Genomic DNA, 26,752 nt, shown 5'->3' with positions numbered 1-26,752 from the left:
ATGATAATACCCAACATAAAAGGTATAATAGACAGGCGCATCCTTATCAACTTTCAGGTTGATAAGGAAGTTTTGGAAAGCTATTTACCTGATCCATTCAAACCTAAACTGATTAATGGAAAAGGGATTGCGGGTATTTGCTTAATTAGGCTTAAAGAAATTAGACCGTTTGGGCTTCCCAAACAAATTGGATTATCTTCTGAAAATGGCGCGCATAGAATTGCCGTTGAATGGATTGAAAATGGAGAGTTAAAAGAAGGTGTTTATATACCTAGAAGAGATACATCATCGAAATTAAATGCAATGGCTGGTGGTACTATTTTCCCAGGAGTACATCATCTAGCTGAGTTCTCAGTAGAAGAAGCTGAAGGAAAATATAAAGTTGCATTCCATAGTGATGATAAAACATCTTTGTCAATTGTAGCAAAAGAAACCCCCGAATGGAATAAGAAAAGTATTTTCAATAGTTTAGAATCTGTATCCGATTTTTTCAAAAATGGCTCTGTAGGATATTCTCCAGATAAAAACACATTCGAAGGACTAGAGTTAAAAGCACACAATTGGAATTTATCGCTATTAGAGGTAGATAAAGTTCATTCAAGCTTTTTTGAAGATCAGAGTATCTTTCCTAAAGGGTCAGTAAAGTTTGATAATGCTTTATTGATGAAGGACATAGAACATGAATGGATAGGTTTAAAAAGAATAAAAAGAACCAAAAACACTTTATAAAAACATTGGAAAGTTTTTAATGCTCATCAATATAGGCAAGCTATTATTCCCTACTCCAAACTTCTCCTCCACCCCTAGCCCAAAAAGTGCAAAGTCATACTTAACAGGATCAGCAGCGTCAAACTCCCGAAGTTTCGCTGTTAACTCCAAAGCTGTCAACCAATCTGTTTGCTTTCGGGTAATCATACCGAGTTTTCGACCTACTCTATCCACATGCAGATCACAGGGGCAGATCAACTGAGCTGGTGAGATTCTTTTCCAAAGTCCAAAATCAACTCCCTTTTCATCGTCCCGCACCATCCAGCGCAGATACATATTAATACGCTTGCAGGCAGCCTTTCTAGTAGGTGTGGCAATATGCTTTCTTGTGCGATGAGGCGAATCAGGTAGAGAAAAGAAAAACTTTTGAAATTTCGTTAAAATAGATTCCATTGAATCGACATCTCCAGTTTGACCAAGGAGAAAAGCTTCTTCAAGTGACTCATGTCGTTTGTAAAACCAACTTAAAAAGTGGATGAAATAAAGCGTGTCGACATCATTGAAGGTTCTATGCTTGAAATTCAGAAATGGCTTCAAGTCATCTTCCTGATGATTCAGCAAAAAGTCATGCGGAGCATTGTCCATCATCTCAAACAATTCTATGCACTTATTGATAATCGTTTTTCGCTGTCCCCAAGCCAAAATCGCAGCAAAGAATCCTGAAATTTCTATGTCTTGTTTCTTCGAAAAGCGATGGGGAATAGAAATTGGGTCCAGCGTAATAAATCCCGGCCTATTGTATTGCTCAACTTTTTCGTCTAAAAACCCCTTTAAATCCAGCATCAAAGGGCAACTTTCACTTCACCACCCTGTGTTCCATCAAACCATTTGAAGGAAAGCTCATTCTCAACTTTCTCAGACACATGCCAATCAAAGCATTTAATGGTAGTAAGCGAGCGCAAGGAATCCTCATCCGGATCATATAGACAAATATCAAAATCAGGTAAATCCTTAGACTCTGTGCTATTCCATTTCTCAAGAATAAATCCTTCCTCAAGTACCCGAACCTTTTTCCCAAAAACATAATCTGAAAGAACAGACGGAACCCCATCTTTCCTTCTAAACTTAAATCCAGAGGGTCCAAATACGATTTGCTTGATCAATTTGGCTTCTAACAATTCTCCAGAATATGGCAAATCTTCCCATTCTGATTCTTTCAAAACCACCTTTTTCCCTTCAGGCCGTAGTCTGTTCAGGAATCTCGAGAGTAAAGAGAAGACGTAAGTCACACCAATAAACAACAAGCCAAAACTCGCCAAGATCGGGTAGGAAATAATAAAAATAAGATTCCAGATAAACCGGAAAATATGGTGGAATACGAGTTGTACTTTATTCATAGCGCAAGCGCAAAATTAGCAGTGGCTTTTCGGAAACCAAAATTCAATCTTAAAACCTCTGCCCGAAAACATAGGTTCAAAACGAAAAAAGACCGCCAATCCGACGGTCTTCTTTTATAACTTATAATGGAACATCCTTTCCAAAAAAAACTAAGAGTAAATAGGATTGGCTAGACATTAGATTTGAGGCATCTTCGGTCTCCCGTCTTCCAGCTTCCAGCTTCCTAATACATCACCTCAACCGGGAATCTTCCATTCACTGCTTTCAACTGATCAAAAGCAGCCTGGGAAAGTTTGATCACCAATTTGGCATTATCGCCTGTTTCCGGAAGCGTTCCTACTACCCTAGCAAAAATAGTCACGTCATTTTCCTCATTTTTTACACGCATGATCGTACCCACTGGAGCTGTTCTATGCAGAACCAAGTACTTCTTATGTCCTCCAGTTCCTTCGATTAGCTCAGCCTGACCTGTTTCCTTGATGTTTTTAAATCCACCAGAAGTGTTTTCATCTGCTGGCTCTACCATCATTTCCTCTGCACTGGAAACAACTCTTGGAGTTCCAATCACTGGAACCGTAGATTCTTCCATCGCTCCACGACCCACTTTGAGCACTTGACCTTGCTGAAGATTATTAGATGTCAACGCATTCCAGGTAATCAGATCTTCTACTCTAGCTGAATATTGACTTGCGATAGAGAAAAGTGTTTCTCCGCTTTGTACAGTGTGCGATCTCCATTCTCCAGGAACCATAGGTTTACTAGTTTCCGCAACTACCTCCGGTTTTGGAGTTGGTTGTGTTTTCTCTTTTACTTTAGGAGTTTCCTCCTCCTTTTTAACTGACTTTTCTTTTGGCTTTGGCTCAGTTTTCACTACTTCAGTTGAAGTGGCAACCGCCACTACGGGTGCTGGCTCCTTCTCCACTGCGACTGGTACAGCAGGTTCTATGATTAACGACTGGCCGACACTAAGGTCATTACCTTTCAGCCCATTATCTTTCATTACGCTTTCCACTGTTACTCCATATTTTTTAGAAATGGAGAAAAGCGTCTCACCAGGAACTACATTATGCAAAACAGAACCTGCAGGAATCTCGGCCATGGATACAAAAGGAACTTTGATCCTCTGACCGATTTTTAACCCTTGCTTCAACACTGGGTTAGCGTTCACTATATCACTCACAGGAGAGTTATACCTACGTGAAATCCCGAATAACGTCTCTTTTGGATCTACTTCATGTAAAATAAATGACTGATCTCCTATACGCTGAACTCCAATCGAATCAATGGCATTAAGCTCGGAAGCCTTTGATAATGAAGCAGAAAGTGAGAATAGAAGAAGAAAGGACCAGAAAAACTGTGATCTATTATTCATAGGGATATACTGAATTGGGGGTAAACGAATTAGAAATACAAGATTAATTTCCAAAGTCGATTGGCGCAAGAATTATGCTAGAAATCGAGAATGACACAAGTGACACCGACGATTGGTCATAAAACAAGTGCGATTCCTCTCGTGTTAATTGGATGACATTTAAATAGAAATTATTAACCTATAAAGAGTAAAAGGCAGTCTTGACCATGTATTCGTCGCAAAGGTCGGAGAATAGCACGAGAATCAGAATTTACTTTCAGAAAATACGGAAACAAATCCAAGCGATGAAAAGAAAAAAATCAGTTTTTACGCGTATTTCGTATCTTTTATCATTCGAAAATGCACACCAACAATGAAAATCTATTTCAGCGCACTAATCCTATTCCTTATTATTTCCTCCCAACTCGTTCTGGCCCAAAGCGATACTGGGGTTGATAAGAAAGTTTTCACTTTCAAAATCGATACGGACATTGATCCTGCCATGACTCGACGTGTGAAATTGGCATTGGAAAATGCAGAAGAAATTGATGCGGACTTGATTATTATTGAAATGGACACCTATGGAGGCGCCGTAAATGATGCCGATGAAATCAGGACTATGGTTCTGAATTCTACTATTCCTATTTATGTATTCATCAATAAGGATGCGGCATCAGCCGGAGCACTGATTTCCATCGCCACTGATAGTATCTATATGGCACCCGGGGCAAGTATAGGAGCTGCCACCGTGGTAAACGGAGCAGATGGAGCTGCGGCTCCCGACAAATATCAATCCTACATGCGCTCTATGATGCGAAGTACTGCTGAAGCAAAAGGCCGTGATCCTAAAATCGCTGAAGCCATGGTAGATGAAAAAATTGAAATCGAAGGAATCTCGGAAGAAGGATCCGTGATTACTTTCTCCGTTTCTGAAGCTGAAAAATATGGTTTTTGCGAAGGACAATACGATTCTATCGAAGACATTCTAGCTTCTCAAAATCTCGGTGAGGCTGAAATAATAACTTATGAAACGGGGCTTTCTGAGCAGATAATAGCTTTTTTCCTAAATCCAGCTGTCAGCGGATTTCTAATCCTTATCATTATTGGTGGTCTCTATTTTGAATTGCAGACTCCTGGAGTTGGTTTCCCAATCTTGGCTTCTGTGGTGGCAGTATTTCTCTATTTTATCCCTTATTATCTCAATGGCCTTGCTGAAAACTGGGAAATCTTAGTCTTTTTTATTGGCGTGATCTTATTGGCTGTGGAGCTATTTGTGATTCCTGGATTTGGGATTTTTGGAGTACTGGGCATCATCGGGATATTAACAGGACTCGTTCTAGGCATGATTCCAAACCAGAATTTCAATTTTGATTTTGTCCCAGCTGCGGATCTGTTTGGAGCCTTGCTTACGGTGATTTTAGCAGCTATAGTTTCAGTTGGCTTGGTATTTTGGCTTACTCCCAAAGTCAATGAGTGGGGAGCATTCAAAACCATCACTTTGGCATCCACCCAGCAAAGAAGCGAGGGCTACACTTCTTCCTCTTACTCAGAAACTTTAAATGGCAAGACTGGGACAGTTCACTCCAGACTGCGACCAAGCGGAAGAATCGAAATAGACGGAGATGTTTATGACGCTTATTCCCGAGGTGAATTTATAGATCAAGGAGAGAAAGTGATTGTGATTTCCACTGAAGGCACTTCGCTGAAGGTAAAAAAATGGGAGGCTTAAGAGAAATTGGTAAGTTTGCGCCATGAATACTTCTCAGACGATTTATGACCTGATTGGTGAAAAGCAAATCCGTTTGCTTACTCAATTTTTCTATCAGGAAGTTTCCAAAAACGAGGATTTGAAGAGACTTTATCCCGAGGATTTGGCACCTGCAGAAGATCGCTTATTTCTTTTTTTACTTCAGGTGTTTGGTGGACCTGAAACTTATTCTGAACAGCGGGGCCATCCCCGATTGAGAATGCGCCATGCCAACTGGAAAATCGATGCAAGCATGCGTGATCATTGGATGAATGCGATGATAACTGCCTTAGACCAAATTCAAGTGGATCAGAACATCAAAGAAGCCATGTTGAGTTACTTTGTGAAAGCAGCAAATCACATGATCAATCATGCGTAATCTATTCGCAAGGCTGTATTCTATATACGCAGGGTTAATCTTTGCACTGAGTTTTCTGCTGATCTTTCCATTCATTCTGGTTTGTATCTGGATTCCAGGTTGGAAAAAATATGGCCGAAAAATCAATCGCTACTGGGCAAGGGCATATTTCATTTGCATTTTCCTCCCAGTGAAGATTCAGAAAAGCGACAAGATCCAAAAGGACAAAGCATACATTTATCTCGCTAATCATTTCAGCTACTTGGATATCGCAATGATGGGCTTTATTCCCGGTGATGTTCTTTTCGTAGGAAAAGCCTCCATTCGCAAAGCACCTCTTTTCGGATACTATTTCAAAAACCTCCATATCGCTGTTGATAGAGATCGGCTAAAAAGCCGTGCGGAAACGATGAAACGCACAGATCAGGCTCTAGAATCAGGCAGCTCCGTGATCATTTTTCCCGAAGGAGGAATTTTCACCAAGAATCCTCCAGAGATGATTGCATTCAAAAATGGGGCATTCCGTATGGCCATAGAGAAACAAATCCCGATCATCCCTGTCACTTTATCCTATAATCATCTAATTTTACCAGATGACGGGAAATTGCTGGTGCACTGGAGATCTGCCAAAATGGTCCTTCACGAGCCTTTATTTCCTGGCAATTTTGAATCTGAAAAAGCGTTGAAAGAAAATTGCTTTCATGTGATTCAAAGTCAACTCAATGTAGATAACTCAAAACCATGAAATCGAGCATGACAATAATCTCTCTGTGAGAGAGAAAAAAATTAAAATGCGAGATTCCTCCCGATAGCTATCGGGATGACCTTAAAAAATCAAATTATAAACACATGAAAATAGATACCAACTCAATTAAGAAAATCGCTCACCTTGCGCGATTGGAATTTGACGAAAGCAGCGCGGAGAAAATGTCTCAGGATATGAGTCAAATTCTCGACTGGGTTGAGCAGTTGAATGAAATTGATACTGAAAACGTAGAGCCATTGACTACCATGTCCTCAGAAGTGAATGACATGCGCGAAGATAAAATAGGTCATCAGCTGGAGCATGAAGCTGGCCTGAAAAATGCACCAAAAAGAGATTCCGACTACTTCCGAGTACCTAAAGTAATGGAGTAACCTACTTGACAACCACATTGAATACCTCAACCATCTATAAAATCCTAGCCCTCCTATTTATCATATCAGGAGGGCTTTTTGCGCTGTATTACCTGATTTTCGATCCTCAGCCTTATGTCAATATCCAGGCTGGAGCTTTTCTGGATACTGTTGCTATTCCTTTTGACTGGGTCCAAATAGGTCCTATTTCTTACCCTATTAAAGTTGATAATTACCTTGTTTTCCAAGAGTTCAAAGCGTTAGCCCCTGAATTACATAGGACTGAATCCTACATTTATGCAGGAATAGTCTGGCTCGCAGTAGTATCTGTTTTGACATTAGTAACTGAATTCAAAAAGGCCTATTTCATCATTGGAGGCATTATTTGGATTGTTCTGCTCACTTTCAGTGATTTCAATGGACTAAATATCGGTGGGCAAAATGCGAACTATCCGCTCATTATTCTTTTGGCTGGAACGCTTATCCCTTTAATCTACTTTCACATCTGGGGGCAAAGAAAACCTCTGGTTCTCAAGTGGATTGGAGTTTTTGCAGGGACTTTCTCAGCACTTGTACTACTCATTACTCAAAGTCCCATCTCCAATCCTGAAATCTATGTTGCTGAGCACAGTTTGACAATCGGGTTTGGTCTTGCACTAGCCTGGGTCTTTTGGAATGGACATGGCATCCTATCCGGGATTTACATTTTGCTCGCAAGAGTAAACCGTAACCTCAACCTGAACATCACTGTTCAGATCAGCCTCATTACTTTAGTCTATTTAGGCATACTATTCTTCTTGCTTTTGGCTTTGCAAGGAGAAATAAGACTGCCTTTCCCTGCCTTCTCTCCTCTTTTCCTTCTTATTCCTCTGGGGTTTTTCGGATGGATTTCTATAGGTGAAAAAGTAAGCCAAAGTGAGGATTTAATTTCTACACCTTCGGTAATAAAAGCTTTGCATTTAATCGGCTTTGGACTTGCCTTATGGTTAGTCTGGAAATTGAAATTTTCTGCCAATCAGCCAGGTGAAGAGCTTTTCAAACACCTTTTTGTCTACACTCAACTTGGTTTCAGCCTCTTCTTTTTCATCTACCTGATGGCAAACTTTATGTCTGTCATGAACTCTGGAAAGGCGATAGAAAAAATCCTTTACAAGCCTTATTCCCTTGTTTATTATCACATTAGGATAGGTGGATTGATAGTGATTTTAGTCCTCACTACCTATACAGGAGGGATAGTAGGCGTACAGGCTAATGCCATGTCAAGTAATATTCTAGGAGATTATTATTACCAAGTGGACAAAAAGCTGGAAGCAAGTATTCTTTATGAAAATGCTTGGATTCGCTATCGCAAAAACCCTAAAGCAAAATTCCTAACCGCTCAATTGCTTCTGGATCTCAAGCAGCCAACATTGGCAAAAGAGCATTTAGAAGAAAGCTTCACAGAGGTTCCTCAGGTAGATAATATCCTGCTCCTGAGCGACAGACTCCATCAGGAAAACAAAGAATTTGAAGCTATTTATTACCTAGAGAAAGGGCTCACTATTTTCCCTAATGAACCTCACTTGGTCAACAACCTGAGTTTGCTCTATACTAAGGTCAATAAAACTGCGGAAGCACTGGAATTGCTGAGTAATTCTGGAAGTACTGATCAAGTTTTGATGTCAAATCTTTCAGCTTTAAAAACCAAACTTGGCAAGCCCGAAATCAGCGCAGATCAAAATTCTGAGCTTATATCTTTGATTAATGAGCTGGCAGCATCCAACGCTCTTGCCAATATTCCTTCGGAAGAATTACTAAAATCCGTTAAAGAGGGAGTTTTATCTGAGACTTCTCCAATGCTAATCAATGCAGGATGGAGGAACGTGATGTCGGAAATAAACAGAAATGACCCAAGTTCAGACCTCACTTTGCTGGATAGCTTGGGCCAACAACCTGAAATGATTGCTTACCTGATGTCACTTCAGGAAACAGCTGTAATCAGGAGCTTGGCAGCGGGAAGAGTAACTGAAGCTGTGAAAAATTTAAATGGGTTAGCTTTTCGAAACCCAAAGGACGCTGCTTATTACCTTCAACTCTCAGGCGGAATTTTAGCTCAGAACCTCGATTTTCAAAAAGCTGCCAATGAGTTTATTGCTGCTGAAGAAAGAGGTTTTCAGGCATTTGATTCTCATCATTGGAGTATTTTTGGACTTGCGGGAATGCCAGAAAAAGCTGTTGAAATTCGCGAGAAATACAATGTTTTATTTCCTAGTTACCTAACTGATGAAGGTCCTAACATTCCAGATTATTTACAAATCATCAGCCGATTTCATCAGTCGCTACCGGAAAACCTCCTGTCACAATGGCGAACACTTGATGAAAGTGCTTTGAAAACGGACATGGCTATTCGCTTGATTGCATACAAAGCGCATGGCCTTAGAAAAGATGATTTGAAAGAATTGGAGAAATTTATCGCAAGTAAAATTGGCCCCCAAGAAGACCTCAAAACCTTTGTCAATAACCCTGACCTAACCGATGAGAAGTCAGTGTCCGCATTTATTTCTTGGATCAATTCAGGAAAGGAGTTGACTGCTAACCCGTACCTTAGCCCATTGATTATAAGCGCATTACAACTCAATAACGACCCTCTTTATCAATACGAAGTCTTGAATGCTGCCACTGAATTCAACCAAGATCCAATCCTTTGGCTGAGAAAAGTGGAGGCAGCGAGGGAAAGCGGACTTGATAATTATGCAGATGAATCCTTAGAATTTTTGAAACAATGGGTAAGTGAAGAAGAACTTCGACGCCTCCAATCCTTGAACTATTGATTCCTATTAACGTTTTTTGTTTAAGCGGAAATTCATTTCCAAAGCCAAACTAGTACCTTTAGCAAAACCATTAGCCATGAAGAAAATAATAGAAACCCACGAAATCAACAAAACATATAAGATGGGAGCTGAAATTATTCAAGCTCTTAAATCTGTCTCCATTTCAGTAAATAAAGGAGAATATGTTGCCTTCATGGGACCTTCTGGTTCGGGTAAATCCACACTGATGAATATTATTGGCTGTTTGGATACTCCTACTGCAGGTACTTATATTTTGAACGACAAGGACGTTTCTGACATGACCGAGAATGAATTGGCAGAAATAAGAAATAAGGAAATCGGTTTCGTTTTTCAAACTTTCAACCTGCTACCAAGAGCAAGCTGTCTTGAAAATGTTGCGCTTCCTCTAGTTTATGCAGGAATGAGCAAGTCTGATCGGGAAGAGATTGCATTCCAAGCACTGACAAACGTTGGACTTGGTGACCGAACTAAGCACAGACCAAATGAGCTTTCTGGTGGTCAAAGACAACGTGTTGCCATAGCAAGAGCATTGGTTAACTCACCAAGTATTATCCTTGCCGATGAGCCTACTGGTAACTTGGATTCAAAGACTTCTTACGATATCATGGAGCTTTTCCATGAGTTGCACTCAAAAGGCAACACAATTATCATGGTAACTCACGAAGACGACATCGCGCATTATGCGCATAGAATTGTAAGATTACGAGATGGATTGGTAGAAACTGACACAATAAATCCAAATCCTACGCGTGGTATTGCAATGCAAGCCTAATCACACCTTATAATTTCAAATAGATTCTTAATTTTGTCCTTATAGAATCAGGGGCAAAGAGATGAAAATTTATACCAAAACAGGCGATCAAGGAACTACATCATTGTTAGGCGGGGTACGTGTTCCGAAATCTAACATGAGAATTGATGCCTATGGCACTGTAGATGAACTCAACTCCTACATCGGTTTACTCAGAGATCAAGCTGTAAATGAAAAAAGAACTGATTTCTTAAAGGAAATTCAGGACCGCTTGTTTACTCTAGGAGCAGATTTGGCTACTGTACCAGGTAAAGACAAGGTAAAAAAACCTGATTTACACACAGAAGACATAGAAGTCCTCGAGCAGGAAATGGATCAAATGCAAGAATTGCTTCCTCCACTCACAGCTTTTATCCTCCCTGGTGGACATCAATCTGTTTCATTTTGTCATCTTGCCCGCACGGTTTGCAGACGAGCCGAGCGAATTGCAGTTGAACTAAACAGCCTAGAACCTGTTTCTGATTTAGTAATTCAATACTTAAATCGACTCTCCGACTTTCTTTTCGTACTTGGCCGAATGATGGCTCATGAACTTGAGGTGGATGAAGTAACCTGGAAACCAAGAAATTAATCATTAGATACCTGGCAAAACCAGATAACGGTAAAACCAATGAAGACACAACTTGCCCTACCGATAACTAAAGTTCAGAACTCTAGATTAGCGGAAACAGATTTTTCAAATTTAGTATTTGGACGTACACTTAGCGACCACATGTTTGTGGCAGATTACAAAAATGGTGAATGGACAGATCTCAGAATTGAGCCTTATGCACCACTTAGCCTGAATCCCGCTAATGCAACGCTTCACTATGGCCAGTCAATTTTTGAAGGTATGAAAGCTTACAGAAATGAAAATGACGAGATCTTAGTCTTTCGTGCAGACGCCAACTGGAAAAGACTGAATGAATCCGCAGAACGGATGTGTATGCCTGAGCTACCTGAAGAAATATTCATGGAAGGTCTTACTCAACTGATCGATTTGGATAGAGGCTGGGTACCTACAGCAAAGGGCGCTTCACTTTATGTAAGACCATTTATGTTTGCCACGGATGATTATATTGGTGTAAAACCATCCGATACCTATAAGTTTATCATACTCACTTGTCCGGTTGGCAATTACTACAGCAAGCCAGTAAGTGTAAAAGTGGAGACCACCTTTACCCGGGCTACGGAAGGAGGAACTGGCGCCGCAAAAACCGCCGGTAACTATGCAGCTTCTCTTTATCCTGCTCGTCAAGCTCAAAAAGCCGGATACGACCAACTCCTTTGGACCGATGGTAAATCACATAGCAAGATCGAGGAAAGCGGTACTATGAATGTCATGTTCAAAATAAATGGCACTTTAATCACAGCTCCTACCAACACAGGGACGATTTTGAAAGGGATCACCAGAGATTCTGTCATTCAATTGGCTAAGGATTGGAAAGAACCTTTGGAAGAACGATTCCTGACAGTTTCAGAATTAGAAACTGCGCTTCAAAATGGAACTTTAGAGGAGGCTTTCGGTACAGGTACTGCTGCTACAATTGCACATGTTCAACGCATCAATGTAAATGGAAAAGATTACATTCTTCCAAACAAAGCAGATGATGCTTTCTCGCATAGAGTTCTAGCAGAATTGGATGGAATCAAGTATGGCCAAGTGACTGACCCACATGATTGGATAATTTCTATTTAATCAATGGTTCAAAAGCTAGCAAAAAAGGCTGTCTATTTAATTAGACAGCCTTTTTTCAATCAGTATGAACAGGATTTTGTACCCTGAGAATCTTAAGTTTCTTTAGTCCTCTCGGTAATGCCCATTCAATCTCCATTCCTTCTTGGAAGCCTATTAACGCCACTCCCAAAGGTGAAAGTATGGAAAGCCTTTTTTCCTCTAAGTTTCCAAACTTTGGAAGCGTCAATTGAAAATTTAAAAGTTTTCCAGATGCTACATCTTGCACTTCAAAGTGGGAATTGAGTCGGATGACTTGAGGTTCTATTTTGGAATCAGGAACTTTCTTAGCTAGCTCAATTTCTTTTGCCAGCAGTGAAATCTCCTTCGTAATAAGATGATGAGGAGTATTTAGGATTAATTCTTTAATCGTATTATAGTCGGATTTTGCAAGTATTGGTTTCATGATTTTTAAAAACAAGTGGTTGGACCAAACAAATTGAGTTTGGAGTTAAAAGGATAAGCATTTCGGAAATTTTGCCCTCCTTACGTAATCCTAAAAATCACTGAGGGCTAAGAAATAAAGGCTTTACTCTTTTGGTAAAACGCACAATTATCCAACTTGGCAGCTTGAGCTGTCAAAAAAATAGGTAGAAGGATAGCTGTAGAGTAAATCATTGTTTTTATAAACGGATGAATCAAATTTCTTTTCAAACCTGAATAATCGCGAAGTAAGTTTAACGGATCAATGCCTGCTAGGTTTGGATTTAAGAGTTGAAAAAAAGGACGGTGAGCGAAGTCTAACCACGAATACTTGGCCATAGGAAGCAAAGTTCCTAACCTAGCCGAAGTACGGTTGCTGAGCTTGTCGAACCAGGGCCATTTAATGAAGCCAAAGCTCCCATTCCAAGAAAATCGACTTTTCTGAAAAGATTTAACATTTCAACGAAAGAAAACTTTCAAATTTGTTTTTATTTAGGAGTATGAAAAGACTACTAGTCCTTTTGATGATTTTTACAGCCTCGCTTTCCACTTTTGCACAGGGAACGGATTTCATTCTCCTCAAAAGAGGCACAAAACAAAAATCTCAGATCCGATATTATCCTGGAGAAACTATTACTTATAAGAGCAAAAAAATAGATTACTTCGTCACTGACGTGATTCAAAGTATCGATCAAAACTTCATTTATCTCTCTGAAAACATCCTATCACCTGAGTCGATTACTGAACTGGATATTCGAGATAAAGACCGCCGCAATAACACATTAAGAGCTTTAAACATGCTAACTCTAGGAGCTGGAATCATCCTATTAGGAGCAGAATCCATCAATAGCATCTACCACGAACAAAAATTCTCCATCAATAAAGGAGTAGGTCTTACTTCTGGAATCTTGTTAGGAACAGGCCTTGCTATGCTGCCTTTGCGATACAAAACATTCAAAAACTCTGGCAGAAATAAGATTCAGCTGATCCAAATGAGAATGGATTAATAGAAGTTTATTGGTTTAAACAGATATTTTTTCGGACTTTTGCCACCTAAATTTTAACCTAGACAGATGACTTCAGAACAACTGAAAGACTTGAAAGCCCGCACATCGGCTTTGAGGAGGTATCTTTGACTACGATCGTAAGAAAGCAGAAATAGAAGACCTAGAGGCCGTTTCGGCCCAGCCTGATTTTTGGAACAACCCAGAAGAGGCAGAAAAAAGCATGAAGCAAATTCAAGCTCGAAAAGCTTGGACTACAGCATTCGAAGATCTCAATAAGACTATCGAGGATCTAGACGTTTTGTTTGAGTTCTACAGCGCAGATGAGGTTTCTGAAGAAGAAATCAAAGCTGAATACATCAAAGCTGAGGCTGCGGTGCAAGAGCTGGAACTTAAGAAAATGCTCTCTTCGGAGGAGGATCAGCTGAATGCTGTATTGGAAATCAATCCCGGCGCGGGAGGAACAGAAAGTAATGACTGGGCCTCAATCCTCATGAGAATGTATATCATGTGGGGTGAGAAAAACGGCTACAAAGTAAAGGAAGTAGATATGCAGCCAGGAGAAGTAGCTGGCATCAAATCCTGTACACTGGAGTTTGAAGGTCCCTTAGCCTATGGGTTTTTGAAATCCGAGACTGGCGTTCACCGCTTGGTTCGAATCTCTCCTTTTGACTCAGGAGGGCGAAGACATACTTCTTTTGCTTCGGTATATGCTTATCCAGAAGTGGATGATTCCATAGAGATCGATATCAATCCTGCAGATGTGGAGTTGCATACTTCCAGATCAGGTGGTGCTGGAGGACAGAACGTAAACAAGGTGGAAACCAAAGTTCAGCTGACTCACAAGCCTACGGGAATCGTGGTAGTTTGTCAGATCGAGCGTTCACAGCTTGCCAACCGGGAAAAGGCCATGCAAATGCTGAAATCCCGTTTGTTCCAAATGGAATTGGAGAAAAGAAATGCGGAAATCGCCAAGATAGAATCCTCCAAGATGCGGGTAGATTTCGGTTCGCAGATCCGAAACTATGTGCTTCATCCATACAAGTTGGTAAAGGACAACCGAACAGGCCATGAAACCTCTGATACACAGCATGTGCTGGATGGAGGATTGAATGAGTTTATGAAAGCCTTTCTGCTCGCGCAAAGCGAGGAACAGGCGAATAAGGAATAAAAACAGTTGTCGGTTGGCGGTTTTCAGTTGCAGAAAACAGTCAAGAGCGTCTAAATTTCTTATATAGGGATAAGCAAAACAAAGTAAAGCATCAAGGCTGGGATTTGTTCCTGGCCTTTTTGGTTTTATGTTTTTTCAAACCGTAAAGTTCACAATTTAAGCCTAACGATAGGGCCTAAAGATCTTTCTGGTCTGGAGCAGACATATTGAATTTAAACCAAAGAAGATGCAAGGACCATCTCTATTAATCTCGGTTGCTATCTGGCCGTGGCTACAAAAATACCGTTCTTATGAGATTTTTTAAACTATTGATTCCTGGTTCTTGATTCTAATCTCTTGCTAACTATGTCTTGCTACTAGCTACTTATTTTTTCCTATTTTCGCCAGACCAATGCGAAGCTCTCCCTCCTTTTTTACTTTAGACTTCTCCCTACTCTGCCTGAGTTCTTTTTTGTTTTTTTCATCTTTTAATATGATTATCCCTGAGCTTCCGGCGTATTTGACATCGTTGGGTGGAGCTGATTACAAAGGTTTGATCATTGCCTTATTTACCTTATCCGCTGGACTCTCCAGACCATTTAGCGGAAAGCTTGCAGATAAAATCGGAAGAATTCCTGTGATGATGATTGGCGCTTCTGTCTGCTTTGTAGTGGGAATGCTTTATCCCCTACTCAGTTTTGTAGGCGGATTTTTGTTTCTGAGGTTCGCTCACGGCTTCTCTACTGGATTTACGCCTACCGGTGCTTCAGCCTATGTAGCCGACATAGTTCCCTATCAAAAACGTGGACAGGCAATGGGTTTATTTTCACTCTTCGGATCTATGGGAATGGCAGCAGGTCCAGCTATTGGCGGATGGCTAGCTACCCTATTCCCTATTGCTACAGTTTTCTATGTTTCTGCTTTCACTGCCATATTTTCTATTTTGATTTTGCTTAGGCTTAAAGAAACCTTGCCGAACAAGGAGAAGATCTCATGGACTATGCTACGGTTGAAAAAGGAGGAAATCATAGAAAAAAGAGTATTGGTACCCGCAGGAATCCTGTTTCTATGCTGTTTTTCTTTTGGAGTGGTGCTCACCATCATCCCAGATTTCTCCACTCATTTGGGGATAGAAAACAAAGGACTTTTCTTCGGGGTATTCACACTTTCTTCCTTGGGAATCCGGTTGCTGGCAGGCAAAACATCTGACCGATATGGGAGAATCCCGGTGATGCGAGCTGCCAGTGCCACGCTAGTTTGTGCGATGGTATTAATCGCTTTGGCAGAAACCAAATTTGCGCTACTCGGGTCAGGTGTTCTTTTTGGCTGTGCAGTAGGAATGTATAGCCCAACAACTGCCGCTTGGGTGGTAGATTTATCACTGGATCAATATAGAGGTCGAGCGCTGGCGACTATGTATATATTCTTGGAAGCAGGGATAGGAATTGGCGCTTTAGTCTCCGGTTTTCTATTTGCAAATAGCCCAGAAAATTTTCGATTGGTATTCTTGACCAGTGCAGGTTTTGCAGGGCTGGCGTTTGTGAGTTTGCTTTTTGTCAGCCGTCAGAAAAGCTAAATCCTCTAAAATCTATTTTACCACCTTACTATTTTCTAATGAATTACTGATCATGCCGTTGGCATTCATTTTTTCTCACCTATTCAATTACCCAGCATTTCATACTGGGCTGTTACAGCTCATGCCGTTGGCATGTGAAGATTTCTCAGGTGAAATTCACTACATAAAAACAGACGTTTATCAACTCAGCAATCAGGCCTCGCTCAGCCAACATCGGACACCTGACATCCAACGTTTGTCATCAATTCCCCAGATGAGCATTCACTCGCGGAATCGCAAAAATCTCCTTTTGTCTTCCGTTGTAGTAAGTCACTTTTTCCCCATCATATAAAGCTCCTTCCTCCAGCATGATCCGCACATCTTTATTCCACTCGGGCACAAACACTACGGCATTCAATTCTATTGCATAGCCAGTATTCGCATGGAGTGGAAAATCTCCAGCGCCAGGTGTATCGCCTTGATTGTCCCACATGCCGATAGTTGGCCCGGCAGAGTGTCCGTAAAAACCCAGTGGATGCGTGTAGATACTTCCTCGGATTGCCTCTGCATCCAAAACCTTGCGGGAAGCACGAAGAATTTCATTCCCAGTACTACCTGTCACAAAATTAGAAGTCAAAATATCCTGCACTCTATTTCCCTGGGCAAAAGCTTTGTTTAAATACTCAGGAACCTTGGTTTCTCCAGCTTTCAGCACATAGGCCATTTCCTGTGTATCGGTATTCAATCTCAGGTAGGTGATCCCAAAATCCACATGAAGTAAATCCCCCGGTAAAATCACCGATTCAGGAGATTTAGTGGCAAAGTTTCTATTCTGCTCATTATTGGCAGGATCTGCTCGCTGAATATCCACCGATGGATGAAACCACGTATCCAGTTTCATAGATTTTATTTTCTCTCGGTACCACCAGACCACATCTTCGGTTGTAGTCACTCCAGGGGTAATTACGGCTTCCGAGAGTCCTTCTGCCACGATTGCGTGCGCAATCTCCTGAATATGCTTGTAGGTAGCCATCTCTGGTTCAGTTCTGGTTTCTAACCAACGCACAGCCAATGTCTGCGCAGAGACGACATTTTCCTGAAGGTTTTGTGGTAAATACTCAAGAAAAACTTGATGCTCGTTGGTAGTCAAACCATCAGCATGTCCATAATCTTTGGCATAATTCAATCCAATTTTCTTTGGGTTTTTAGAGGAAATCAAATCCATTAATGCTTTCCATTGATCGGGTTGGCTCTCTGGATCCCAAGCTCTTTTGAAGGCTTTGCCCACATCGTATCGAGCTACGGCATAAGTTTCCACAGGAGCATTTGCCGAAGGCTGATACATAACCAGAATCGTCCTTCTCCTAGCAGCATGCCAAGTGGCAGGAAGCATGGTTCGGATCACGGGATCCTCATTGTATTCTCTGGAAATTACTACCCACATATCGATGCCTGTTTCAGTCATCAGGTTAGGAAGTAGGTTTTGGATGCGGAAATCCAACCAACTATCGATCACATCAGCTTGCTGGCGCTGGGTGAGAACGGCTACATTTTGAGCGAAACTTTGATTGGCAATTAGGAAAAGAGTAAATACGAAAAGTAGCTTTTTGATCATAGTAAGTGGATTTTTCATTAATATAAAACAAAAAGTAGAAAGGTAAGTCTGACTTAGGACTGAGTGAACTTAGTCAGTGACTATCGGTTTATTTGCTTCAATCATCCGGTTACTCAACTTGTGAAAACGGTAAAACAACACGGCAGCCGTCACACTTAAACCAATCAATAATCCATACCAAATACCTTTTTCAGCAAATCCCATTTCAAAGGCTAAGAAGTAACCCAAAGGCAGGCCAATAACCCAATAAGCTACTAACGTGATCAAGGTAGGGAATTTCACATCTTCAAGACCTCTCAAGACTCCCAGGCCTGCAACTTGAACCCCATCTGAAAGCTGAAATAATCCTGCGATGATCAGCAGGGAAGCCGATAAAGCAACTACTTCATTGTGGTCAATATATAGCGTAGGTAAATAAAACCGCAGGATAATAAACAGCAATCCGGTGATAGACATAAAAATCAAAACCATCCCAAAGACCACCATTCCTGCTTCACGCATCGCCTTGAAGTTGCCTCTGCCTATCTGGTTACTCACACGAATCATCCCTGCGGTACTCAGTCCAGAAACCATCATGTAACTGATTGAAGCAAGATTAATAGCAATCTGATGTGCGGCAAGTGCATTTACTCCTATCCAGCCCATCATGATAGCGGCAGCACTGAAGGCGCTCACTTCGAAAATATATTGAAATCCTGTAGGTACACCGATTTTCAAAATTCGGTTGAGAAGCAGAAACCTAAGCTTATCAATCCCCAATTTCAAATTAAACACATTGTACCGCTTTGATTTCATTACATATAATCCCATGGCTATTGGCATCATGATTCTGGAAATCAAAGTAGCTAAACCAGCTCCATTTAGCCCCATTTCAGGTGCGCCAAGTTTGCCATAGATCAGAACCCAGTTCAAGAAAACGTTAACCAGATTACATAAAATAGTTACATACATCGCTTGTTTTGTCTGTGAGAGGCCTTCGGCAAATTGCTTGAAGGTCTGAAAGATCATAAAGGGAAATAAGGATGCCGTAATAATATACAGGTAAGGAATAGTCAATTTGACCACTTCTTCAGGCTGATTGAGGAAATGAAGCCCTTGTGACAAACCAATTACGACTACAGTCAACAGCAGAGCAGTTGCAATGTTGATCCATAAGCCGTGCTGGAAAAGATGTCCTATTCTTTTGAATTTCCCTTTACCCTCAGCCACAGAAATCAAGGGAGTAATTCCCATAGAAATCCCCATTCCAAACATCAGGATAACGAAAAAAATACTATTTCCCAGTGAAGCTGCAGCCAAAGGAACCGCTCCTAACCGGCCCACCATCATACTATCTGCCACACCCACGGATACTTGTCCCAGCTGACTTAGAACAACTGGAAATGCCAATGTAAAGGTGATTTTAAAATGATCCTTGATTGTCATGTTATAAATTAAGAATCCTAGCTGCCTTAAGAATCCCGGCAATGCTGATTGCATCGGTAATCTCTCCATTCATAACCATTTCCAAAACTTCATCGAATGGCAATTTCTTGATTTTCAAAATTTCAGTTTCCTCAAAATCAGTATCACCTTGGGTGAGCTCTTCAGCTAAATAAACAAAGCCTACTTCATCAGTTACCGAATTTGACGTATGGATTTTCATAATTTCCGTCCACTTTTCGGCAAGAAGCCCAGTCTCTTCCTTCAATTCTCGCTTGGCACTTTCTAGCTTACTCTCGGACAAAGGTCCACCTCCCATAGGAATCTCCCAAGCATATTCATCCAAAGTGTAACGATATTGACCTATAAGCCAAGTATTTCCATTCTCATCAATGGGAATGATGCCCATTGCTCTGTTTTTGAAGTGTACCTTACCATAAATACCATCATTGCCAGCAGGATTAATGATCTCATGATGCTCCACTTTAATCCAGGGATTTTCATAAATCGGATTAATCTTCTTGGTTTTCCAGGGGTTTCGTTCCATTTGTTCAAAAAAAAAGGGTGACTTACGCCACCCCTTAACTATTAGTAAAGGCTGATTAAGCCGGAATTGGCATTACTTTAGAATCTTTGAAAGTAGATAAAATAACCATGGATTGCATGGAATCTACTTCTTTGATTTCAGATACCTTCTCAAGCATCAGACTTTGGTATGAAGTAATATCTTTGGCAATAATCTTTAGGATAAAATCTCCAGTACCTGTGATATGGTGACATTCAATCACTTCAGGAATAATATTAATCTCCTTCATGAAAGCTTCAATGTTCCCTTTATTGTGACCTATCAAGCTCACCAACACAAAAGTGCTGACTCCCAAGCCAATCTTTTCAGGATCAAGCTTAGCATGATAACTCTTGATGATTCCAGACTGCTCCAATTTCTTCACTCGCTCCAAGGTAGGAGCAGGTGAAAGGCCAATATCTTTTGACAATTGAGCATTTGTGATTTTGGCATTAGCCTGTAAGATTTCCAGAATCTTCCTGTCGATTTTATCGAATTTTATTCTTAAGCTATGATCCATGATCTCTTGCATTTACAAAATTTTATATCGCACAAAGTTAATATAATTGATGATTGTTTTAAACCATTCATCAGAATTTTAAAGAGGAAAATCAAAATTTTCTTAAGATTTAAAGGCCTATACACAAACAATCCTTTCAAAATCCCTTGCCTCCTTTAAAAAATTCAAATTATCTCCTGTTATTCTTTTTTAAAACGGTACTAATTGGATTAAAGTTTATTCTTTTTGATATAATCTCGAGCTGCTTGATGAGCAGGGTGTTTTCGCTTCGCATATTTCTTTACTTTTTTAAAATAGTCTTTTGCAAGCTGTTTATTTTTCTCCTCCGTAGCTAGCTTACCTAGCTGCAGTAAGGAATGAAGATAATAGCCACTTTCCTGAGACTCTGACTCTTCTCCATAAGAAAGTGTTTTGAGGTAATATTTCTTTGCTTCTGCTCGATTACCAATTCTCTCATTATACTGAGCCATATAAAATGCAGCATATCTCCCACTGTTAGACTCATAGCCTGTTTTCTTAGCATCTATTCTCTCCAGTATTTCCCTTGATTGTTGTACAGCTTCCGTCCACCGCCCGACGGCATAGAGGTGGCGAGCATAGGATCTATGGAAATACGGGTTTTCGGGAAATTTTGTATGCAAATACTCAGAGATCTGTAACGCTTTAAATGGCTCCTTTTCTTCGGAAGCATATAGTCTGAACAAAAAATACTGGGCTTCAATCCGCGTGTAAAATGCATTATTGGCAACTTCTTCAAGTTGTTGCAATCCCAGCTCTTTGTTCCCCTTCGGGAAAAGTGCCATTACAGGCCTCATAAGAGGATAATTTTCGGGGATCCATTCTGAGAAATAATTAAAGAGTGCATCTCCAAGTAATAATTCTGGATTGAACTCCTCTTCCCCCCTACTTAAATCCATGTATTTCAAAGCATTCTTTCCGGCCCAAGCTGCTTTTGTCCAGCTCTTTCTTTCGGAATACAGCCTTCCCTTAAACCCATAGCCAGCTGCTAGAAAAAACGCAGCCTCCTTATTGGTCTCATCCTCTTCAAAAATGGTCTCAGCTTTTTCAATAGCCCTGTCAAGGTATTTCAGGAAAACTGCATCGTATTTTTCATTGGTCACATCCACTTCTATCCTCCACCAATATCCCAACGCGACTAAAAATTCTGGCAAAGGGTGATTAGGGTATTGAATGGCAAGCACGGCGTAATCTCTTTCTGCTGTCGCAAAATCAAAATTGTACATGCTGTTGATAGCCTTAGTAATTCGAAACTGAAGCCCTTTGTCCAAGAGTAGGTACTTAGAAGGCGCAAAGAACATAGAATCAGTTTCGGCTTGCTGCGCCTGAGCAATGCCAAGCCCGGCAAACCAAATACTGAGAATCATTACGATTCGTGTTGACATATATTTATCTCTTTTTAGAACTCAAAATTAGGGGTATTCCCAAACAAAATTTTAGATTTGACCAAGATTCATCACTATAATGGCTAAAACTTTAACACCAGAAGCACAACGTCTGAAAGAACTAATTGATTTCGACAAACGAGTTTATTTTTTAGTACTGGTGTTTTTGTTTTTACTGATCAGGTATCTCACAAACACCTTAATTCTGGAAGCCATCCCAGATTATAATAACCTGGAAGCAAGGGGTGACTTTATGATTTTTCACATTTTTAATGCTTTAAACTACCTCTGGACTCCTTTTGCCCTACTCTGGAAATTCACCATAATATCTTTCCTCTTTTGGCTTGGAGCCTTTTTAATAGGATACAAAGTACCTTATAAAGAACTCTGGCAGTTTGCACTTATTGCAGAAATGGTTTTTATTTTCCCAGAGCTGATAAGACTTTTGATTTACATTTCTCCTTCCTCCGGAGTTACTTTTATGGAAATAGATGAATTTCGGCCTTTATCGGTACTCTCCCTTTTAGGATCGGAAAATGTAGCCCCTCAATACCATTATGCATTTGCAACTCTTAATATCTTCGAGATAATCTACGGAATTGTCTGGGTATATGGTTTTCATATGATCAGTCGTCGCCCATTTGCGGAGTGCGGATTAGTCGTGTTCATCAGTTATTATATTCCATTGGTAATTTGGCTCAGTTGGTATATTATGGTTTACCGTGGGTGAAAAAATGACATAAAAAAAGGGAGTAGTTCTTGAAACTACTCCCTTTTTTTATGCTAGTGAAAAATTTAGAATCCTAAACCTAAAGCCATTGAAGTAGGCGTAAAATTGAGATCTGAAACTTTTGAAGCCGCTCCTGACATCAGGTTTACTGAATAAACTCCAGAAGCAGATCCTACCGTAAATACTCCATAGGCAATATCGGAGGTCCCACCTATATCGAATCCGTTATCATCGATCAAATCTATACCTAGAGGTCCAATTGCCACGAGCACCCCATCATTTGGAGGAGACACCTGATATAACATATCATTTTGAGCATCTACTACGAATAACGCTGTAGAAGTAGTTCCTGCAAAGCTTTTGGTATATGCTGCTCCACTCGCCATAGGCGTACCTGGGTTGAGACTTCCGTCCACTGCTACTACTGTACCCAAATCTGGGTGTAGTCTTAGATTTTGTCCGGTCTCGGTGATCAGACGGATTCTATCCACTGTTGGATTAAAATCAAATCCAATATAAGATCCCATCGCAGCTGGCATTAGCGGACTACCGATCGCCGTAACTGCTCCACTTGATGGGTTGACGCTATATAACTGGCTCATATTAGAAACGGCAAGTAACTGACCATTCACAGGACGGAAATCGAGTCCAACGATCATTTCCCCAGCTTTCAATCCCATCATATCGACGGCGATTGGACTTGGGTTAGTAGGGTCAAATCGGTAAAGTTTGTTTGCTGCATCGGTTGCATAGGCAATTGGGTTAGTCTTGAATGCAATACTTACCACCGGCTGAGAAAATGTACCTACCCACATGGCTTTTCCAGTGTTAAGGTCAATTGTGTAGAGCCTTGATTCATCATCCTTTCTATTTACTGCCAAAGCCACAGAGTTATCAGGGTTCAAATCCATGTCACCAACACCTTCAAAGCCTACACCCAACTCACCTACTTCTTCCAGTCCACCGTCATTGGGAGGGACCTGCTTATAAAGTTTGTCTTGTTCAAAGTCAATATCAAAAAGCGTTGTCATGGTAGTACCTGAAAAGCTATTGGAGTACGCTACAGCACCGATTCTTGGATTCATTCCGCCATTGATTGATCCATCTGTTGCTACAACAGTTCCAAGCTCTGGGTGTAACCTAAGGTTTTGGCCAGACTCTGTAACTAATCTTACCCTATCTACTGTTGGGTTGAAATCTAAAGACGGATTAGCTCCCTGATATGCAGGAGTAAAAGCTCCAGTACCTAAGGCCGTAGCTGCTCCTGAGTTTTCATTGATATGGTACAAACGACTCATGGAACTTAGTGCATAAAGCTGTCCTGTAGCGGGTCTGTAATCAATTGAAACGATCATCTCTCCAGAAGCCAAACCGGAAATATCCACCGAACTGGAAGGAGTAGAAAGACTTCGTGCATCAAACATTAAAATTTTGTTGTCCGAGGTTAAACCTGTAAAGCTTACTTCAGGGGCTGTTCCTGGCAATTCAACTGCTGGAACCATGTCATCATCCTTATCATCGCAGGATAAAAATGCCAGAGAAAAGATCATACTGGCAATTAGTGAGGGTAAAATGTTTAATTTTTTCATTTGTTGAATAGTTGATTTATCGCATTTACGATGTCAACTTTTCAACTGGATTTTTCCAATCGGGAAAATATTTTAGAGAATTACTAAAACGCAGCATTAGCAAATCATTAAATCTGCAAACTAGATCCTTAGGGTTACGGTTAAAAACATCACATAGACATTAGTTCTTTAGTAATAATATAAATCCCCATAACAAGAACAAACCAACCAAACCCTTTTTTGAGGGCCTTTTCATTTATCTTTTTGGATAAAGAACTACCTACGAAAATCCCGATGATAGATAAGCCTGTAAAAATCAAAAGCATTTTCCAATCAATGGTTTGATTGGCCACATCTCCTAAAAAACCAATCAAGGACTTCGCTGCAATAATGAGCAAGGAAGTTCCAACAGCCATTTTCATGGGAAGCTTAGCTAAAAGAACAAGGGCAGGGATTATCAAAAATCCTCCACCAGCACCGACTATTCCTGTGATCAATCCTACTACGATTCCCTCTACAGCGATCAACGGTATATTGAACTTAACCTCGCTTTCTTCATCATCATTTACACTTCCATTTCCTTTGATCATAGAATAAGAAGCTGCAAGCATGATCAAGGCAAAGAATACCATGATTCCAATGCTTTTGGTGATCTCCAATCCTGCTAAGTCAAATAAAGGATCCGGCAAAGCTGGGACGATAAATTTTCGGGTTAAGAAAACGGCAATAAAAGAAGGTATTGCAAAAACTAAAGCAGTCTTGTAATCCACCAGCTGCTTTTTCATATAAGTAAATGAGCCAACCAGCGAAGTAGTACCCACCACAAAAAGTGAATATGCAGTAGCCAATACTGGGTCAATACCTAAAATATAGACAAGAACAGGAACAGTCAATATTGAACCTCCTCCACCAATGAGTCCCAAACTTACACCTATCACAACCGCCGCTGCATATCCAACAAAAACGATGATTTCCATAATGAATTTCTAAGATTTGATGGTACAAAAGTAGCAGTGATCCTTAGAGGACGAAGTGACAATTGTTACACTGGCTTCAAAAGCGACAAAATACTTTGATAATCTCATTAAGGTAATTTCGATAGCTCTAGTTGCAAAATAATTCTGGTTACACCTGCAGATTCATTCATTTATTCCTACACATTTGCTTAAATTATTGGTAGAAACTGAATAGCCATGAAAATAATTCTTCCGATAGATTTTTCAGATAATTCTATTAGTGCATTGGAATTCGCTATAGCACTTGTTGGAAAAAAAGATGGTGAAATAATACTCGTGCATGTTATAGAGGCTGTTTTCGACTTTGCATCTCAAGCCTCCATAGCTATGGAAAGCATGCATCGAGACGCAGAAGATTTGATGCAAGAGACTTTAGAAAAATATAAGGATTCCAACCTGATTTTTAAGACCATCATCAAAGAAGGAACTGCTTCTATTTCAATAGCTAGAATTGCAAGAGAACTAGATGCTACTTTGGTTGTAATGGGCACTCAAGGTGCCAGTGGAATTAAACTTGCTCTCATCGGGAGCACTACAGTCAACCTGATCAAAGAATCATCAGTCCCTGTATTAGTTGTTCCTGCAGAATCAATTGCAGCGGATATTCGAAAGGTAGCTTTGGCATTAGAGTTTGCAAGTCATGAGGAAAAATTCATTGACTGGGTAATAAATATGAGTAAAAGATGGGAACGCGGCATAGAATTCGTCCATGTACAAACCTCAAATGATTTCGAGGAAGACCCAGGAATAAAAAAATTGGAAAATTTAATTGGCACTCAATACCCAGGCTTAGCAGCTAAAATTCACACTTTTTATGCTAAAACACCCATTGAAGGGTTAGACCAGTTTTTGGAAGAAAATGAAAATGTCATCCTTGTGATGTGCCATGAACATAAAAACCTCTGGGAACAGGTCTTAACTAGGAGCCAAACTATTCAAATGGTATTCCATTCTAAAGTCCCACTTCTGGTAATGACCTGATCACTTACTGATCAACTCCTCAAAATCATCACGGATGTAGATCACATTTCTACCCAATTCTATCCATTTCTTTTTCTCTAATTGCTTCAAAAGTCGCGAAACAACCTCCCTCGATGTAGTTAGCTCATTAGCTATTTCTTGGTGGGTAGTATGAAGCTCATTAGTTTTAAGCTGTTTCATTTTTTTCACGATATAGCCCATTAATCGTTCATCCATTCGTTTGAAGGCTACAGCATCCAAGGCGACCAGCATTTCCTGAAAACGGTTCTGGTATGTGTTTGAAACGAAATCTTTCCATTGCTTGAAATCATTCGAAAACTGATCAATGGCGGTAATTGGTATAGCTATAATGGTAGCATCCTCCTCGACAACTGCTTTAATTTCACTGGCTTTTGAGGCAGAGCAGCAAGTCAGAGATAAAGCACAAGTTTCACCTGAATCTAAAAAGTAAAGAAACAACTCTCTTCCTTCTTCATCCATCCTGGAAATTTTTATTGACCCTTCCAGCACGATTGGAACCATTTTCATGAACTGACCAGGCTCCATAAGAACTTTCCCAGCCTTTAATTCCATAATCTGCCCCTTTTCCAATAGTTGCTCAAGCAATGCAGGGTCTGTAAAATTAGGCAGTGCTTCTTTGAGTTCTTCCGTTGTCATATCATTTTAAAAAGATGGCAAATTTAAAAATCTACCGTTTTTGGCTGAGTGATTTATATCACAATTTCTCGATCAAGATAGTTCAATAAAAATACCTCCCAATTGACTT

The 26,752-nt window shown here is 40.4% G+C and carries 26 protein-coding genes; 14 read left to right on the top strand and 12 right to left on the bottom strand.

Annotation, left to right across the window (positions count from 1 at the left end; all coding sequences use genetic code 11):
* The gene (locus tag LV83_RS18670; RefSeq protein ID WP_111613087.1) at window positions 1-729 is read left to right on the top strand and encodes a DUF2071 domain-containing protein; all 729 of its coding nucleotides are present in this window, start codon (window positions 1-3) and stop codon (window positions 727-729) included.
* Here the strand turns inward: LV83_RS18670 and LV83_RS18665 are convergent.
* From LV83_RS18665 to LV83_RS18655, 3 genes are all read right to left on the bottom strand, one after another.
* Entirely contained in the window at window positions 724-1,551 is an 828-nt protein-coding gene (locus LV83_RS18665) for a TIGR02757 family protein (RefSeq protein WP_111613086.1), read from the bottom strand. The two genes, LV83_RS18670 and LV83_RS18665, sit on opposite strands and share 6 nt — an antisense overlap.
* Entirely contained in the window at window positions 1,551-2,105 is a 555-nt protein-coding gene (locus tag LV83_RS18660) for a hypothetical protein (protein ID WP_111613085.1), read from the bottom strand. The genes LV83_RS18665 and LV83_RS18660 overlap by 1 nt, the downstream gene beginning before the upstream one ends.
* Window positions 2,106-2,329: 224 nt before the next feature.
* Complete coding sequence (locus tag LV83_RS18655; protein WP_111613084.1) at window positions 2,330-3,478, bottom strand: LysM peptidoglycan-binding domain-containing protein; 1,149 nt, start codon at window positions 3,476-3,478, stop codon at window positions 2,330-2,332.
* A gap of 352 nt (window positions 3,479-3,830) precedes the next feature.
* On the opposite strand from LV83_RS18655, the gene LV83_RS18650 reads away from it, so the two are divergent.
* The 8 genes from LV83_RS18650 to LV83_RS18615 all read left to right on the top strand — a co-directional run bounded on the left by LV83_RS18650 (window position 3,831) and on the right by LV83_RS18615 (window position 11,998).
* A complete protein-coding gene (locus LV83_RS18650) occupies window positions 3,831-5,186 on the top strand; it encodes an NfeD family protein (RefSeq protein WP_111613083.1) in 1,356 nt (451 codons plus the stop codon).
* A 22-nt stretch (window positions 5,187-5,208) separates the two neighbouring features.
* Entirely contained in the window at window positions 5,209-5,583 is a 375-nt protein-coding gene (locus tag LV83_RS18645) for a globin domain-containing protein (protein ID WP_111613082.1), read from the top strand.
* Window positions 5,576-6,307: a lysophospholipid acyltransferase family protein gene (locus LV83_RS18640; RefSeq protein ID WP_111613081.1), complete on the top strand. Its 732-nt coding sequence runs from the start codon at window positions 5,576-5,578 to the stop codon at window positions 6,305-6,307. Before LV83_RS18645 ends, LV83_RS18640 begins: the two co-directional genes overlap by 8 nt.
* A 104-nt stretch (window positions 6,308-6,411) precedes the next feature.
* Window positions 6,412-6,699 carry an Asp-tRNA(Asn)/Glu-tRNA(Gln) amidotransferase subunit GatC gene (gatC, locus tag LV83_RS18635; RefSeq protein ID WP_111613080.1) on the top strand — a complete coding sequence of 96 codons (288 nt, stop codon included), beginning with the start codon at window positions 6,412-6,414 and terminating at the stop codon, window positions 6,697-6,699.
* Between the two features lie 17 nt (window positions 6,700-6,716).
* A complete protein-coding gene (locus LV83_RS18630; RefSeq protein ID WP_146613759.1) occupies window positions 6,717-9,488 on the top strand; it encodes a tetratricopeptide repeat protein in 2,772 nt (923 codons plus the stop codon).
* Between the two features lie 76 nt (window positions 9,489-9,564).
* Window positions 9,565-10,281 (top strand): ABC transporter ATP-binding protein, encoded by a 717-nt coding sequence (locus tag LV83_RS18625; protein WP_111613137.1) that lies wholly within the window; start codon window positions 9,565-9,567, stop codon window positions 10,279-10,281.
* A gap of 61 nt (window positions 10,282-10,342) precedes the next feature.
* Window positions 10,343-10,891, top strand: coding sequence for a cob(I)yrinic acid a,c-diamide adenosyltransferase (locus tag LV83_RS18620; RefSeq protein ID WP_111613078.1), 549 nt, complete (start codon window positions 10,343-10,345; stop codon window positions 10,889-10,891).
* A 39-nt stretch (window positions 10,892-10,930) separates the two neighbouring features.
* A complete protein-coding gene (locus tag LV83_RS18615; RefSeq protein ID WP_111613077.1) occupies window positions 10,931-11,998 on the top strand; it encodes a branched-chain amino acid aminotransferase in 1,068 nt (355 codons plus the stop codon).
* Between the two features lie 55 nt (window positions 11,999-12,053).
* Here the strand turns inward: LV83_RS18615 and LV83_RS18610 are convergent, their stop codons facing one another.
* Complete coding sequence (locus LV83_RS18610) at window positions 12,054-12,440, bottom strand: GreA/GreB family elongation factor (RefSeq protein WP_111613076.1); 387 nt, start codon at window positions 12,438-12,440, stop codon at window positions 12,054-12,056.
* Window positions 12,441-12,957: 517 nt separating this feature from the next.
* Between LV83_RS18610 and LV83_RS18600 the strand changes: the two genes are divergently transcribed.
* The 3 genes from LV83_RS18600 (at window position 12,958) to LV83_RS18590 (ending at window position 16,187) form a co-directional block, all read left to right on the top strand.
* A complete protein-coding gene (locus tag LV83_RS18600) occupies window positions 12,958-13,464 on the top strand; it encodes a hypothetical protein (RefSeq protein WP_111613074.1) in 507 nt (168 codons plus the stop codon).
* 66 nt (window positions 13,465-13,530) lie between these two features.
* A protein-coding gene (gene prfB / locus LV83_RS18595; protein WP_111613073.1) for a peptide chain release factor 2 occupies window positions 13,531-14,632 on the top strand; the annotation gives its coding sequence in 2 pieces (ribosomal slippage) (window positions 13,531-13,590 and window positions 13,592-14,632; 1,101 coding nt in all).
* A gap of 391 nt (window positions 14,633-15,023) precedes the next feature.
* Entirely contained in the window at window positions 15,024-16,187 is a 1,164-nt protein-coding gene (locus LV83_RS18590) for an MFS transporter (RefSeq protein WP_111613072.1), read from the top strand.
* 241 nt (window positions 16,188-16,428) lie between these two features.
* On the opposite strand, the gene LV83_RS18585 is transcribed toward LV83_RS18590, so the two are convergent.
* From LV83_RS18585 to LV83_RS18565, 5 genes are all read right to left on the bottom strand, one after another.
* A complete protein-coding gene (locus LV83_RS18585) occupies window positions 16,429-17,799 on the bottom strand; it encodes a M24 family metallopeptidase (protein ID WP_394335806.1) in 1,371 nt (456 codons plus the stop codon).
* A gap of 51 nt (window positions 17,800-17,850) precedes the next feature.
* Window positions 17,851-19,206, bottom strand: coding sequence for an MATE family efflux transporter (locus LV83_RS18580; RefSeq protein WP_111613071.1), 1,356 nt, complete (start codon window positions 19,204-19,206; stop codon window positions 17,851-17,853).
* 1 nt (window position 19,207) lies between these two features.
* A complete protein-coding gene (locus LV83_RS18575) occupies window positions 19,208-19,750 on the bottom strand; it encodes an NUDIX domain-containing protein (protein WP_111613070.1) in 543 nt (180 codons plus the stop codon).
* 55 nt (window positions 19,751-19,805) lie between these two features.
* The gene (locus tag LV83_RS18570; protein ID WP_111613135.1) at window positions 19,806-20,288 is read right to left on the bottom strand and encodes an Lrp/AsnC family transcriptional regulator; all 483 of its coding nucleotides are present in this window, start codon (window positions 20,286-20,288) and stop codon (window positions 19,806-19,808) included.
* 209 nt (window positions 20,289-20,497) lie between these two features.
* Window positions 20,498-21,691, bottom strand: coding sequence for a tetratricopeptide repeat protein (locus LV83_RS18565; protein WP_111613069.1), 1,194 nt, complete (start codon window positions 21,689-21,691; stop codon window positions 20,498-20,500).
* A 79-nt stretch (window positions 21,692-21,770) separates the two neighbouring features.
* Between LV83_RS18565 and LV83_RS18560 the strand changes: the two genes are divergently transcribed.
* Window positions 21,771-22,421, top strand: a complete 651-nt coding sequence (locus LV83_RS18560; protein ID WP_111613068.1) for a sulfate ABC transporter permease — start codon at window positions 21,771-21,773, stop codon at window positions 22,419-22,421.
* A gap of 65 nt (window positions 22,422-22,486) precedes the next feature.
* Here LV83_RS18560 and LV83_RS18555 read toward each other — a convergent pair whose 3' ends face one another.
* Window positions 22,487-24,010: a DUF4394 domain-containing protein gene (locus LV83_RS18555; protein ID WP_111613067.1), complete on the bottom strand. Its 1,524-nt coding sequence runs from the start codon at window positions 24,008-24,010 to the stop codon at window positions 22,487-22,489.
* 149 nt (window positions 24,011-24,159) lie between these two features.
* Complete coding sequence (locus tag LV83_RS18550) at window positions 24,160-24,966, bottom strand: sulfite exporter TauE/SafE family protein (RefSeq protein WP_111613066.1); 807 nt, start codon at window positions 24,964-24,966, stop codon at window positions 24,160-24,162.
* Between the two features lie 216 nt (window positions 24,967-25,182).
* Between LV83_RS18550 and LV83_RS18545 the strand changes: the two genes are divergently transcribed.
* Window positions 25,183-25,986 (top strand): universal stress protein, encoded by an 804-nt coding sequence (locus LV83_RS18545; RefSeq protein WP_111613065.1) that lies wholly within the window; start codon window positions 25,183-25,185, stop codon window positions 25,984-25,986.
* Here the strand turns inward: LV83_RS18545 and LV83_RS18540 are convergent, their stop codons facing one another.
* A complete protein-coding gene (locus tag LV83_RS18540; protein ID WP_111613064.1) occupies window positions 25,987-26,643 on the bottom strand; it encodes a Crp/Fnr family transcriptional regulator in 657 nt (218 codons plus the stop codon).
* Between the last annotated feature and the right edge of the window lie 109 nt (window positions 26,644-26,752).

This window comes from Algoriphagus yeomjeoni, from assembly GCF_003259505.1.
Taxonomy (GTDB): Bacteria; Bacteroidota; Bacteroidia; order Cytophagales; family Cyclobacteriaceae; genus Algoriphagus; species Algoriphagus yeomjeoni.
This window is presented reverse-complemented; position numbering and strand designations above follow the sequence as displayed.